This is a genomic window from Rhodanobacter spathiphylli B39, assembly GCF_000264295.1.
GTDB lineage: Bacteria > Pseudomonadota > Gammaproteobacteria > Xanthomonadales > Rhodanobacteraceae > Rhodanobacter > Rhodanobacter spathiphylli.
Genome location: NZ_AJXT01000004.1, coordinates 338,065 through 350,619, shown reverse-complemented (window position 1 = coordinate 350,619; position 12,555 = coordinate 338,065). Strand labels below are relative to the sequence as shown.

The following is a 12,555-nucleotide window of genomic DNA, read 5'->3' as shown; positions in this document are numbered from 1 at the left end:
GGCGCAGGGGTTCGACTCAACGCACGCGACCACGCGACGCTCTGGCTACAATCACGCAAACACCACCGGATGGAACGCCATGACCGAGATCCTGATCGGCCGCAACGACAGCACCAGCGTCAGTCTTGACCCGCACTACGGCAACCGCCACGGCATGATCGCCGGCGCCACCGGCACCGGCAAATCGGTCTCGCTGATGGTGCTGGCCGAAGGGTTCTCGCGGCTCGGCGTGCCATGCTTCCTGGCCGATGCCAAGGGTGACCTGGCCGGCCTGGCGATGGCCGCCGGCGAGCCGGGTGACAAGCTCAAGGCGCGGCTGGCCAGGCTCAAGCTCACCGACTGGAAGGCGCAGGCCAACCCGGTGGTGTTCTGGGACATCTACGGCAAGCTCGGCCACCCGGTGCGCGCCACCGTCAGCGAGATGGGCCCGACCCTGCTCGGCCGCGTGCTGGAATTGAACGACACCCAGGAAGGCGTGCTCGAAGTGGTGTTCAAGGCCGCCGACGACCAGGGCTGGCTGCTGCTGGACCTGGCCGACCTGCGCGCCCTGCTCACCTACGCCGCCGAAAATGCCAAGGCGCTGTCCACCCAGTACGGCCTGATCAGCACGCAGAGCATCGCGGCAATCCAGCGCGCGCTGCTGAAACTCGAAAGTGACGGCGCCGACCAGTTCTTCGGCGAGCCGGCGCTGGAACTGGCCGACCTGATGCGCCAGGACATGAGCGGCCGCGGCATCATCAACGTGCTGGCCGCCGACCAGCTGATCATGAAGCCGCGGCTGTACTCCACCTTCCTGCTGTGGCTGCTGTCCGAGCTGTTCGAGCAGCTGCCCGAAGTCGGCGACCTCGACCAGCCCAAGATGGTGTTCTTCTTCGACGAGGCGCACCTGCTGTTCGACGACGCCTCGCCTGCCCTGCTGCAGCGGGTGGAACAGGTGGTGCGGCTGATCCGCTCCAAGGGCGTGGGCGTGTACTTCTGCTCGCAGAACCCCGACGACGTGCCCGGCGTGATCCTCGGCCAGCTCGGCAACCGCATCCAGCACGCCCTTCGCGCGTTCACCCCGCGTGACCAGAAGGCGGTCAAGGCGGCGGCGGAAACCTTCGTCGTCAACCCGAAGCTCGACGTCACCGAGGCCATCACCAAGCTGGCCGTGGGCGAGGCACTGGCCTCCACTCTGGCCAATGGCGGCGTGCCCACGCCGGTGGAACAGGTGCTGGTGACCACGCCGTGCTGCCGCATCGGCGCGATCACCGACGCGGAGCGCGGCACCATCCGCCAGCGCTCGCCGGTGGGCGCGAAATACGACACTGCCGTCAATCGCGAATCGGCCGCCGAGATGCTGGCCAGGCGCGCCGGGGAAAAGGCCGCCGATGCCGCCACCGTGGCGGCCGATGCGCCGGCCAAGGGCGCCGCGAAGGAAGCGGAAAGCGGCTGGGGCGGCGCGGTGCACGACGCCCTGTTCGGCACCAAGCGCCGCCAGGGCATGATCGAGACCATGGGCAAGCAGATGGTGCGCACCGCGGGCAGTCAGCTCGGCCGGCAGATCCTGCGCGGCGTGCTGGGCGGCATCTTCGGCGGCAAGCGTTGAGGCGCGTTGCTGCGTGAGCCGCTGGCGACCACCCTCACCCGGCTCCACCGCGATCATCACCCGCGAGGGCTTCGAACGGCTCAAGGCCGAACTCGATCATCTGTGGCACGTGCGCCGGCCGGAGGTGGTCAAGGCGCTGGCCGCGGCAGCGGCCGAGGGTGACCGCTCGGAGAATGCCGAGTACACCTATCGCAAGAAGCAGCTCGGCGAAATCGATCGCCGGGCGCGCTATCTCAGCAAGCGCATCCCTGCGCTGAAGGTGGCCGAAGGCGCACCGGCCGATCGCCGCGCGGTGTTCTTTGGCGCGCACATCGAGCTGGAGAACACCGACACCGGCGAGCTCGTCCGCTACCGCATCGTCGGCCCGGACGAGACCGATGCACGGCGTGGCTTCATCAGCATCGATTCGCCGCTGGCGCGGGCGGTGCTGAAACGGCGCGTCGAGGACGAATTCGTGGCGGAGCTTCCCGGTGGCCCCACGGAGTTCGCGATCGTCACCGTGAGTTACGCCGACGACGGGGTCTGAACGGCAATCCGGATGGCCCGCCAGCCTATTGGCCGTCTGCATCCCCATGCGGCGACAGCAACCGCAAGGCCTGCCGATGTTCCTGCTCGATCTTCGCCAGTCGATTCTGCAGGGCTTGCGGGCTGATCCATTGACCGTGGCTGGCCTGTTGCCGCAACAGCGTGTACTGCATGTCGACAAACGGCGTCAGCACGCGACTGTCCACCGCCACGAAGCCGCCGAGATCCGGAATGCGCGCCAGCGCGGCGCGCTCCCGCTCGCCCGCGTCGCCGCGCGACTTGCCGTAGCCGAGCAGGATCGCGGTGAGTTTCTGGCGCAACCGCCGGGACATGCCGTCGCGGATCACCAGCACGCCGGAGGGAATCAGCTGCGAACGCCAGATCACCCGGAGCTGGGCCGCTTCGCGGGGAAAGTTGCGACGGAACAGATCCATGTCGGGGTTGTTGCTGCTGGTCACGTCCGCCTCTCGATTGACCACGGCCAGCAGGTTGCTCTGGTGATCGCCCACCCGAACGCTGGCGAAAAAGGTGTCCGAGTTGAGTCCCTTCGGCGCGAAGACATAGGCCTCGGGCGCGATGTAGCCGGTCACCGACAGGTGCTCGCTGCGGGCGTAACGCCAGCCCTGGCCGGGCGTGGCGAGCAGGTCGTCGAGGTTGCGGATCGGGCTGTCGTCGCGCACCACCAGGGTGGCCACGTTGCCTCGCGCACCGTCGCTGCGCTGGAACTGCGCGAACACCTGCATGTTCTGCCGGGTCACCGCCTCGACGGCCAGCCGGCCGGACAGGAATGCGACGTCGACCCGCTGGCCGCCGATCGCGCTGGACAGGCTGGCATAACTGCCCACCGAGACCGTGACCACCTCGCGGTGCAGTCGCCGGCTGACGTCATCCAGCAGGGGACGCCATTGCTCGAGGGACTCGGCGGCGCTGCCGATCGGCAGGATGCCGAAACGGATCGGTGTCTCCGCGGGAGCAGGCACCTTCGCCGCCGCTGCAGGGCCAATGCCGACCAGCGCCATGCACAGCGCCACGACCAGTGACATCAACCAGCGTCTGCCCCGCCGATGGCACCACCAAGCGCTTGCGATGGCCAATGCCGTGCACTCCCCGAGCCGCGTCCCGATGCACTGTATATAGTCGTGATCGGCCGGCGGGGCAAGGCGTGGGCTCAGGCCTGGCCCGCCACGAAGGGCGGCGGATAATGGCGCCCCGCGCGACGCGGCTGATAGCAGGGCGTGCTCAGATGGAAGGCTTCATCGGCGCTGTGCTCGCCCCAGCCCGGCAGTCCGGACAGCGGCAGCGGTCGCAGTTCGAGCGGATCATTCAACAGCTGGCCGGCGCGGATGGCCGTGGCGCACGCCGCCGCCAGATCGCTCCCGGCGTCGGCATGAAACACCAGTGCCTTGGCCACCAGCAGCTTGCCCGGATTCAACGCCAGCTCCAGCAGGGCGTGACCGAACAGCTCCAGCCTGATCGTTCCGTCCAGCCAGGCCTGCCGCCTGCGCCAGAACAGGCCGTGCCAGTCATGGGCATCCCACAGCTCCAGCAGCGAGGGATCGCGGGTGCCCACCATGACGCCGCCCTCGTCGAAGTGGGTCAATGCATATTGGGCGCGCGAACGACGCTTGGGACCCATCCGTGCGATCTCGACAACCTGGCGATCGTTGAGCGCCTGTTTCAGGCCGGCATGGCGCAGCCAGACCAGCGCGTTGAGAAGGTCGTGCCAGTTGCCTTCACGGGTGGCGATCTGGCCACGCTCGGCGATGCGCTGTTCGTAATGCAGGCCGTCGCCCAGCAAGGAGGCGGTTTGCGCCACGAATCGCGGGCGGCTTTCGTCAGGCCAGTGTCGGTTCAACGCGTCGATCGGTGGCCAGCGCGCGCCTTCGAGCAGATCGGCCCATTCGCGCCAGGCCGCCAGTGGCATCCGCGCGAACACCGCCGGATCGACGCAGTCGCGAGCCGGCGCGACGTAGCGCATGGCGGGTGCTAGACGACCTTGAGCTGCGGATGGGCCAGCCGTGCGTGCAGGTCGTGCTCGCTGGCCGACTCCACCACCACCTCGACGAACTGGCCCGGACGCAGCGCCTGGCCGTCGGCGATCAGCACGCTGCCGTCGATCTCCGGCGCATCGGCGGCCGAACGCGCGACCGCACCATCGGCGCCGGCCTCGTCAACCAGCACCTTGATCGTGCGGCCGATCTTGCGCTGCAGTTTCGCCGCGGAGATTTCCGCCTGCACCGCCATGAACTGTTCCAGCCGGTCTTCCTTCAGCTCCTCGGAGACCGGGTCGGGCAGCTCGTTCGCCTTCGCGCCATCGACCGGCGAATAGGCGAACGCCCCCACGCGATCGAGCTCTGCCTCGCGCAGGAAGTCCAGCAGCTCCTCGAACTCCGCCTCGGTCTCGCCGGGGAAGCCGACGATGAAGGTGCTGCGGATGGTCAGGTCCGGCACCTGCCTGCGCCAGTTCTGGATGCGCTCCATCGTCCGGTCGATGTTGCCCGGGCGCTTCATCAGTTTCAGGATGCGCGGGCTGGCGTGCTGGAACGGGATGTCCAGGTACGGCAGCAGCTTGCCGGCTGCCATCAGCGGCATCACCTCGTCCACGTGCGGATACGGATAGACGTAGTGCAGGCGTGCCCACACGCCAAGTTCCGACAGGCCTTCGCACAGCTCGGTCATGCGCGTGCGATACGCCTTGCCACGCCACTCGCGCTCGGCGTATTTCAGGTCCACGCCGTAGGCGCTGGTGTCCTGCGAGATCACCAGCAATTCCTTCACGCCGCCCTTGACCAGGCGCTCGGCCTCCAGCAGCACCTCGTCGACCGGGCGGGAGACCAGGTTGCCGCGCATCGAGGGGATGATGCAGAAGCTGCAGCGGTGATTGCAGCCTTCGGAAATCTTCAGGTAGGCATAGTGCTTCGGAGTCAGCTTCACGCCGGTATCCGGCACGATGTCGATGAACTTGTTGCGCACCGGCGGCAGCGCCTTGTGCACCGCCGTCATCACGCTGGCGTAGTCCTGCGGGCCGCTGACCGACAGCACGTCCGGATATGCCTCGCGGATCAGCGCCTCGCGCTTGCCCAGGCAACCGGTGACGATGACCTTGCCGTTTTCGTTGAGCGCCGTGCCGATCGAATCCAGCGACTCCTGCACCGCCGCGTCGATGAAGCCGCAGGTATTCACCACCACCGCGTCGGCCTCGTTGTAGCTGGGCACGATCTGGTAACCCTCGACCTTCAGCTGGGTAAGGATGCGCTCGGAATCGACCAGCGCCTTGGGGCAGCCGAGGCTGACGAAACCGATCTTGTGCGAAGCCTGGGACATGGCCGGGTTACCGTGAAAAGCTGCGGGGCAACAGGCGATTATACGGGAACGGGGAATGGGGAATGGGGAATGGGGAACGGCCGGAGCATCGCCGCCTTCGCGTTCGCCGTTGTTCCCTGTTCCCTGCTCGCCACAATGCCTAGAATCGACTTCCCCCACAGGAGCCGCACCATGGGCCAGTCCATCAACATCCCCACCTCCGGCACGCAGTGCATCGGGGCCTACCTGGCCCAGCCGCCAGGCAAGCCGAAGGGCGGCATCGTGGTGATCCAGGAAATCTTCGGCGTCACCCCACACATCCGTGACCTGGTCGACCGCTTCGCCGGCTACGGCTATACCGCAATCGCGCCCGCGTTCTTCGACCGGCTGGAGAGCGGCGTCGAATTGCCCTGTGACATGGTCGGCGCGAATCGCGGCAAACAGCTGGTGGCGGAACTGGGGCTCGAGCGCGCGCTCGAGGACGTGGCCAGCGCCGCCGAATCGATCAGCTCGGCCGGCAGGATCGGCACGGTCGGCTATTGCTGGGGCGGCACCGTCGCCCTGCTCGCCGCACTGCGCCTGGGGCTGCCGTCAGTGAGCTATTACGGCGCGCGCAACCTGCCGTTCCTGCGCGAAACACCGAAGGCGCCGGTGATGTTCCACTTCGGCGAAAAAGACCAGAGCATCACGGCCGAAGCGGTGGCGAAGCATCGCGAGGCGTTGCCGCAAATGGACACCTTCACCTATCCGGCCGACCACGCGTTCAACCGCGATGGCAGCCCGAACTACCACGAGGCCAGCGCCCGGCTCGCACTGCAGCGCACGCTGGCCTTCTTCGACCAGCACCTGGCCGGCGCATGAGCGCCGCAGACTTCATCCTCGACCCGCGGCTGGCGGCCGACACGCATCCGGTCACCTCGCTGCCGCTGTGTGACATCCTGCTGATGGATGATGCGCGCTACCCGTGGCTGATCCTGGTGCCACGCCGAGCCGGTCTGGTCGAGGTCGGCGACCTCGGCAGCCACGAGCAGGCCCTGCTGTGGCAGGAGGTGGCCCGCGCGGGCGCTGCGCTTCGTGCCGTGGCACCATTCGACAAGCTCAACCTGGGCGCCCTGGGCAACATCGTGCGACAACTGCATGTGCACGTGGTCGGGCGCCGCGATGGTGACGCCGCCTGGCCCGGACCGGTATGGGGAAACGGCAAGGCTGAAGCTTACGAGGCGGCCACGCGCACGGCGCTGATCAATGACCTGCGCCCGGCACTGACCCGGACAGAGTAGTCCGGGCAGCTCCAGCGTTACTGTTGCTGCTGCTGTCGTTGCTGCTGCTGTTCCACCGCGCTGCTGCCCGCCGCATCTTTGCCTTCCAGGCGATCAGGCATGGTCACCGGCCCGCGATAGTCTTCAAGGTTGCGAGCCTTCACCACAACCGGGTTGATTTTCGTCAGCGTGCCGTCATCGTCGTAGTAAACGGTGAAGCCATAATCCAGTTGCATCCGCGCCATGTACTGCAAGTGTTGCTTGCGGACTTTCGAGTCGTCGCTGCGCTCGAGCAGAATCGTCTTCGGCAGCTTGCCCTGATCCTTCAGATAAGCGAAGTGGCTGCCCGTATCCAGTGCCGACAACACCGCGCCATCGACCAGGAACTGCCCGCTCTTGTAGGCCTTGATGGTGGTATCGAACTGGCCCTGCATCGAAGCCGTACCCGCCGCGTCCCTGGTATCACCTCGATGGCAGCCCGCGAGCACGAGCAAACCGCCCAACATGAGCACAGCCGCGGCACGTCTCAGCAGTATGGAAAAACGGATCATGCGGGTCTCCTTGCAATCAAACGACTGAATCGGTGGGAGTGTAGCGCGGCTTGATGCGACGGCACGACTCGCGTATCCGCTGGCCAGCCTCCGCATTCAGGTACGCGGCAAGGTCACGCCCTGCTGGCCCTGGTACTTGCCGCCGCGGTCCCTGTAACTGGTTTCGCATTCCTCGTCGGATTCGAGGAACAGCATCTGCGCCACGCCTTCGTTGGCGTAGATCTTTGCGGGCAGCGGCGTGGTGTTGGAGAACTCCAGCGTCACGTGGCCCTCCCACTCCGGCTCCAGCGGCGTCACGTTGACGATGATGCCGCAGCGCGCGTACGTACTCTTGCCCAGGCAGATCGTCAGCACCTTGCGCGGGATGCGGAAGTATTCGACCGTGCGCGCCAGCGCGAACGAATTGGGCGGGATGATGCACACGTCCGCCTCCACGTCGACGAAGCTGGTCGGATCGAACGACTTCGGATCGACGATGGTGGAGTTGATGTTGGTGAAGATCTTGAACTCGCGGGCGCAGCGCACGTCATAGCCGTAGCTCGACGTGCCGTAGGAAATCAGCTTGCTGCCGTCGCGCAGCTTCACCTGGCCCGGCTCGAACGGCTCGATCATGCCGTGGCTCTCGGCCATGCGGCGGATCCACTTGTCGGGTTTGATGCTCACGCTGTCTCCGCTGGTTGGCTCGGCGGCCCGGAACGGCCCGCGCAGTCGGCAAAAATACACGGTCAGGGCATCGCGGCGCCAGCCGAAGCCCGTCAATGCATCGCCAGCGCTTCCACCAGCAACCGCAGCGCCGCCTGCAATTCGGCGCAGCGATCGGCATTTTCCAGCACCTGCGTCACCGAGCAGCCGACGCCAGGCAAGGCCACCATCACCGGCTGGGCCGCCAGCAGCTGCGCGGACATGGTGGTGAGGATTTCGGCCAGCGCCTCCTGCGCGTGATACGAGCCACGCGCCGCCGTGTTCAGCAGCAACACCGGCTTGCCGGGGAAGTCCGGGCTGCCGACCAGCCAGTCCAGCAGGTTCTTGAACGCGCCGGGCACGCCGTGGGCGTACTCGGGACAGGCGATCAGCAAGGCGTCCGCCGAGTCCACTGCTTCGCGCAATTCGGCAACCGCGGGCGGCAGCGGATCGGTCTCCGCATCGGGATTGAACAACGGCAGGTCGCCGAGCCCCCTGTAGAGCAACAGCTCCAGCGTCGATGGCGCCAGCCGGTACGCCGCCTCAAGCGCCGCCGAATTGGACGACACGCGGCGCAGGCTGCCGGACAGGCACAACACCTGCGCCGCCACCCTCATGCCGCGGGCACGCCCTGCACCACGATCTTGCCCAGGCCCAGCGACTTGTTGCGCGGTTGCCGCGACAACCGTCCCGCCGCATTGCGGGCAATCTCGCGATAGCGCATGGCGAGCTCGGATTCGGGCATTGCCGCCACCGTGGGATTGCCGCTGTCGGCCTGCTCGCGGATGCGGATGTCCAGCGGCAGCGAACCGAGATAGGCCGCGCCGTACTGGCTGGCCATGCGCTCGCCGCCACCTTCGCCGAAGATGTTCTCCTCGTGGCCGCAGTTGGAGCAGACGTGGGTGGCCATGTTTTCCACCACGCCCAGCACCGGCACCTCGACCTTCTCGAACATCTTGAGCGCCTTGCGCGCGTCGAGCAGGGCGATGTCCTGCGGCGTGGTGACGATCACCGCGCCAGCCACCGGCACCTTCTGCGACAGCGTGAGCTGGATGTCGCCGGTGCCCGGCGGCAGATCGACGATCAGATAGTCGAGCTGCTCCCAGCGGGTGTCGGTAAGCAGTTGCATCATCGCCTGGGTGACCATCGGGCCGCGCCAGATCATCGGCGTGTCTTCTTCCACCAGGAAGCCGATCGACATCACCGGCATGCCGTGCGCCTGCATCGGCAGGATGCTCTTGCCGTCAGGCGAGGCCGGCTTGCCGTGCACGCCGAGCATGGTCGGCTGGCTGGGGCCGTAGATGTCCGCGTCCATCACGCCGACCTTCGCACCCTCGGCCTGCAGCGCCAGCGCCAGGTTGGCCGACACCGTGGACTTGCCCACGCCCCCCTTGCCTGACGCCACCACGATGATGTTCTTCACGTTCGGCAGCGGCCCCAGCGTGCCTTGCACCTTGTGCACGTGGACGCGGCTGGTGACCGACACGGAGGCCGATTCGATCGCCGGATCGGCCTCCAGTGCCAGGCGCACCCGGCCGACGATGGCGTCGATGGCGCCGGCCGCCGGATAGCCCAGTTGCAGGTCCACCGACACCTTGCCGCCGTCCACGCCGACGGCGCGCACGGCTTCGCCCAGCGACGCGCCGGTGTGGGTATCGATGAGGCCGCCAAGGATCTGGCGGACCAGGGCTTCGTTCGCCTGTGTCATGTCTGCTCGGGGATTTGCGGGGCCGCCATTATGCCAGCCCGCCGGCCACGGTCGGCTGACCCAGATCAGCGCGAACCGGCCGTGGCCGGCGCGCCGCGGGGCGCCGCAAGCATTTGCGCAATGCAGCTTGACGGCTTTCCCCATCCTCGCCAGTCTCCCATCCATACGCTTTCGTACGGGAGGAACACCATGAAGCACGCATTTCGTTGGGTCATCGCCGCCAGCCTGCTGTTTGGCGCCGGTACCGTAATGGCAGCCAATGACACCCCGGTCGGCACCTGGAAGACCATCGACGACGAGTCCGGCCAGGCCAAGTCGATCGTCGAGATCACCGACAACAACGGCGAATTGCAGGCGCACATCGTCAAGCTGCTCAATCGCAGCCCGGAAGACATCGCCCGCGACGGCGCCGTGGCGATGTGCCGCAAATGCGACGGCGAACGCAAGGACAAGCCGGTCGAAGGCATGAACATCATGTGGGGCGTGCACCGCGACGACGACGTCTGGGATGGCGGCAGGATCCTCGACCCGAAGTCCGGCAAGATCTACAAGGTGAAACTGTCGATGCTCGACGGCGGCCAGAAGCTCAATGTGCGCGGTTACATCGGCTTCTCGTGGGTCGGCCGCAGTCAGACCTGGGAACGCCAACCCTGAGCCCCATCGGCAAGTGCTCCACGAAAGCGCGCTCCGGCGCGCTTTTTCTTTGCGGCAGGCCCGCTACCAACGCATGGCGATTTGGACGGCCATGCCATAATGCCCAGTCATCCCGGAGTGCACGCCCACCATGAGTCGCCGCCTGCTCGTCACCAACGCCCTGCCCTACGCCAATGGCCCGCTGCACATGGGCCACCTGCTGGGCTACATCCAGGCCGACATCTGGGTGCGCGCGCAGCGGATGAGCGGCAACGAAGTGGCCTATGTCTGCGCCGACGATGCCCACGGCACGCCGATCATGCTGGCGGCCGAAAAGGCCGGCATGACCCCGGAGAACTACATCGAAGGCATCCGCCAGGGCCACGAGGCGGACTTCGCCGCCTTCGGCGTGGCGTTCGACCACTACCACACCACCCATTCCGACGAGAACCGCGAGCTGGCCACGCTGATCTACACGCGCCTGCGCGATGCCGGCAGCATCGCCCGGCGCAGCATCCAGCAGCTGTTCGATCCGGAAAAGCAGATGTTCCTGCCGGACCGCTACATCAAGGGCACCTGCCCGGTCTGCAAGACACCAGACCAGTACGGCGACAACTGCGAGAACTGCGGCGCCACCTACGCGCCGACCGACCTGATCAATCCCTATTCGGTGATGTCCGGCGCCACCCCGGTGCTGCGCGACTCGGAGCACTACTTCTTCGAGCTGGGCAAGTTCGAGGGCCTGCTGCGCGACTGGTTCGCCGGCGCGTTCACCGGCGGCAAGCCGGTGGCCAACAGCGGCGTGGCCGCGAAACTGCGCGAATGGCTGGACGGCGGCCTGAAGGACTGGGACATCTCGCGCGACGCGCCTTATTTCGGCTTTCCGATCCCCGATGCGCCGGGCAAGTTCTTCTACGTGTGGCTGGATGCGCCGGTCGGTTACCTGGCCAGCTTCAAGGCGCTGTGCGACCGGACCGAGCTGCAGTTCGACGACTTCCTCGCCGCCGACAGCAACGCCGAGATGCATCACTTCATCGGCAAGGACATCATCAACTTCCACGGCCTGTTCTGGCCCGCGATGCTGCACGGCGCCGGTTTCCGTACGCCCACCGCGCTGCACGTCAACGGCTACCTGACGGTGAACGGCGCGAAGATGTCGAAGTCGCGCGGCACCTTCATCCAGGCGCGCACCTATCTCGATTCGGGCCTGCATCCGGAGTTCCTGCGCTACTACTTCGCCAGCATGCTCAACGAGACGCCGGTCGACGTGGATCTCGACCTCAAGGCCTTCGAAGAGCGGGTCAACTCGCACCTGGTCGGCAAGTGGGTGAACATCGCCAGCCGCACCGCCGGCTTCGTGCACAAGTTCTTCGACGGCCGCCTGGCCGCGCAGTTCGGCGCCGAGGAAGCGGACCTGTGGAACAGCCTGCTGGAGCACTACGACGGCGTCGCCGAACTCTACGACAGCGGCGAATTCGCCGAGGTGACCCGCCGCTTCGTGCTGATGGCCGACATCGTCAACGGCCACATCGCCGCCAAGGCACCATGGACGATGGCCAGGGACGAGGCCCAGCGCGAGGCACTGCACGAGGTCTGTTCGTTTGCACTGGGCGCGTTCCGGCTGCTGGCCGGCATGCTGAAGCCGATCCTGCCGGCCACGGTCGGCGCTGCCGAGAAATTCCTGGCCGCACCCATCGTCGACTTCGACGACGCCCGCAGCAGCCTGCACAATCACACCATCGAGCCATTCGAGGCGCTGATGGGCCGCATCGATCCCAGGCTCATCGAGGCGATGATCGAATCGTCGAAGGATTCACTCGGCGCCCCTGCCGAAGCCCCCAAAACCCCGAAGAAGAAACCCATGACCGAAGACACCAAGCCTGCCGCATCGAATCCGGCGCCGCAGAACGCCGACGCCGGCATCATCGGCATCGACGACTTCGCCAGGCTTGACCTGCGCATCGGCAAGGTCAGCGCGTGCGAATTCGTCGAGGGTTCGGACAAGCTGCTGCGCTTCGAACTCGACGCCGGCCCGCTGGGCACGCGGCAGATCTTCTCCGGCATCCGCGCGGCCTACGCCGAGCCGGAAAAGCTGGTCGGCCGCAACGTGGTGTTCATCGCCAACCTGGCGCCGCGCAAGATGCGCTTCGGCCTGTCCGAGGGGATGATCCTGTCCGCCGGCGACGGCGGCAGCGACCTGTTCCTGCTCGACGCCGACCAGGGCGCGAAGCCCGGCGCCACCGTCCGCTGAATCGGTCTGGCGAAGCCGCACGCCCGCCAGCTTTCGCCGTGCGCCATGCCCGCCCG

At 66.7% G+C, this 12,555-nt stretch carries 13 protein-coding genes; 6 read left to right on the top strand and 7 right to left on the bottom strand.

The window, feature by feature from the left end; translation table 11 throughout:
* Window positions 1-79: 79 nt before the first annotated feature.
* Together UU7_RS02305 and greB are read left to right on the top strand one after the other, a co-directional pair.
* A complete protein-coding gene (locus tag UU7_RS02305; protein ID WP_007805001.1) occupies window positions 80-1,588 on the top strand; it encodes a helicase HerA-like domain-containing protein in 1,509 nt (502 codons plus the stop codon).
* A gap of 13 nt (window positions 1,589-1,601) precedes the next feature.
* Entirely contained in the window at window positions 1,602-2,114 is a 513-nt protein-coding gene (greB, locus tag UU7_RS02300; RefSeq protein WP_007804999.1) for a transcription elongation factor GreB, read from the top strand.
* A gap of 25 nt (window positions 2,115-2,139) precedes the next feature.
* Here the strand turns inward: greB and UU7_RS02295 are convergent, their stop codons facing one another.
* The 3 genes from UU7_RS02295 to rimO all read right to left on the bottom strand — a co-directional run bounded on the left by UU7_RS02295 (window position 2,140) and on the right by rimO (window position 5,437).
* The gene (locus UU7_RS02295; protein WP_007804997.1) at window positions 2,140-3,156 is read right to left on the bottom strand and encodes a phosphate/phosphite/phosphonate ABC transporter substrate-binding protein; all 1,017 of its coding nucleotides are present in this window, start codon (window positions 3,154-3,156) and stop codon (window positions 2,140-2,142) included.
* A 125-nt stretch (window positions 3,157-3,281) separates the two neighbouring features.
* Window positions 3,282-4,091, bottom strand: coding sequence for a DUF3025 domain-containing protein (locus UU7_RS02290; protein WP_007804993.1), 810 nt, complete (start codon window positions 4,089-4,091; stop codon window positions 3,282-3,284).
* Window positions 4,092-4,099: 8 nt separating this feature from the next.
* Window positions 4,100-5,437, bottom strand: a complete 1,338-nt coding sequence (rimO, locus tag UU7_RS02285) for a 30S ribosomal protein S12 methylthiotransferase RimO (protein WP_007804991.1) — start codon at window positions 5,435-5,437, stop codon at window positions 4,100-4,102.
* Window positions 5,438-5,608: 171 nt separating this feature from the next.
* Between rimO and UU7_RS02280 the strand changes: the two genes are divergently transcribed.
* Both UU7_RS02280 and UU7_RS02275 read left to right on the top strand, forming a co-directional pair.
* A complete protein-coding gene (locus tag UU7_RS02280) occupies window positions 5,609-6,277 on the top strand; it encodes a dienelactone hydrolase family protein (RefSeq protein WP_007804989.1) in 669 nt (222 codons plus the stop codon).
* Window positions 6,274-6,696 carry an HIT domain-containing protein gene (locus UU7_RS02275; RefSeq protein ID WP_007804987.1) on the top strand — a complete coding sequence of 141 codons (423 nt, stop codon included), beginning with the start codon at window positions 6,274-6,276 and terminating at the stop codon, window positions 6,694-6,696. The genes UU7_RS02280 and UU7_RS02275 overlap by 4 nt, the downstream gene beginning before the upstream one ends.
* 17 nt (window positions 6,697-6,713) lie before the next feature.
* Here the strand turns inward: UU7_RS02275 and UU7_RS02270 are convergent, their stop codons facing one another.
* The 4 genes from UU7_RS02270 to apbC all read right to left on the bottom strand — a co-directional run bounded on the left by UU7_RS02270 (window position 6,714) and on the right by apbC (window position 9,615).
* The gene (locus UU7_RS02270; RefSeq protein ID WP_040672673.1) at window positions 6,714-7,226 is read right to left on the bottom strand and encodes a hypothetical protein; all 513 of its coding nucleotides are present in this window, start codon (window positions 7,224-7,226) and stop codon (window positions 6,714-6,716) included.
* A 96-nt stretch (window positions 7,227-7,322) separates the two neighbouring features.
* Entirely contained in the window at window positions 7,323-7,889 is a 567-nt protein-coding gene (gene dcd / locus UU7_RS02265) for a dCTP deaminase (protein WP_007804983.1), read from the bottom strand.
* Window positions 7,890-7,981: 92 nt separating this feature from the next.
* The gene (locus tag UU7_RS02260) at window positions 7,982-8,524 is read right to left on the bottom strand and encodes an NADPH-dependent FMN reductase (protein ID WP_007804981.1); all 543 of its coding nucleotides are present in this window, start codon (window positions 8,522-8,524) and stop codon (window positions 7,982-7,984) included.
* Window positions 8,521-9,615: an iron-sulfur cluster carrier protein ApbC gene (gene apbC / locus UU7_RS02255; RefSeq protein ID WP_007804979.1), complete on the bottom strand. Its 1,095-nt coding sequence runs from the start codon at window positions 9,613-9,615 to the stop codon at window positions 8,521-8,523. Before apbC ends, UU7_RS02260 begins: the two co-directional genes overlap by 4 nt.
* Before the next feature lie 189 nt (window positions 9,616-9,804).
* Between apbC and UU7_RS02250 the strand changes: the two genes are divergently transcribed.
* Window positions 9,805-10,269 carry a DUF2147 domain-containing protein gene (locus tag UU7_RS02250; protein ID WP_007804976.1) on the top strand — a complete coding sequence of 155 codons (465 nt, stop codon included), beginning with the start codon at window positions 9,805-9,807 and terminating at the stop codon, window positions 10,267-10,269.
* Between the two features lie 130 nt (window positions 10,270-10,399).
* Window positions 10,400-12,499, top strand: coding sequence for a methionine--tRNA ligase (gene metG, locus UU7_RS02245; protein ID WP_007804974.1), 2,100 nt, complete (start codon window positions 10,400-10,402; stop codon window positions 12,497-12,499).
* Window positions 12,500-12,555: the final 56 nt, after the last annotated feature.

Coding starts and splice junctions, on each gene's coding strand:
- UU7_RS02305 (WP_007805001.1), top strand. CDS start 80: ATGACCGAGATCCTGATCGGCCGCAACGACAGCACCAGCGTCAGTCTT.
- UU7_RS02295 (WP_007804997.1), bottom strand. CDS start 3,156: ATGTCACTGGTCGTGGCGCTGTGCATGGCGCTGGTCGGCATTGGCCCT.
- UU7_RS02290 (WP_007804993.1), bottom strand. CDS start 4,091: ATGCGCTACGTCGCGCCGGCTCGCGACTGCGTCGATCCGGCGGTGTTC.
- rimO (WP_007804991.1), bottom strand. CDS start 5,437: ATGTCCCAGGCTTCGCACAAGATCGGTTTCGTCAGCCTCGGCTGCCCC.
- UU7_RS02280 (WP_007804989.1), top strand. CDS start 5,609: ATGGGCCAGTCCATCAACATCCCCACCTCCGGCACGCAGTGCATCGGG.
- UU7_RS02275 (WP_007804987.1), top strand. CDS start 6,274: ATGAGCGCCGCAGACTTCATCCTCGACCCGCGGCTGGCGGCCGACACG.
- UU7_RS02270 (WP_040672673.1), bottom strand. CDS start 7,226: ATGATCCGTTTTTCCATACTGCTGAGACGTGCCGCGGCTGTGCTCATG.
- UU7_RS02260 (WP_007804981.1), bottom strand. CDS start 8,524: ATGAGGGTGGCGGCGCAGGTGTTGTGCCTGTCCGGCAGCCTGCGCCGC.
- apbC (WP_007804979.1), bottom strand. CDS start 9,615: ATGACACAGGCGAACGAAGCCCTGGTCCGCCAGATCCTTGGCGGCCTC.
- UU7_RS02250 (WP_007804976.1), top strand. CDS start 9,805: ATGAAGCACGCATTTCGTTGGGTCATCGCCGCCAGCCTGCTGTTTGGC.
- metG (WP_007804974.1), top strand. CDS start 10,400: ATGAGTCGCCGCCTGCTCGTCACCAACGCCCTGCCCTACGCCAATGGC.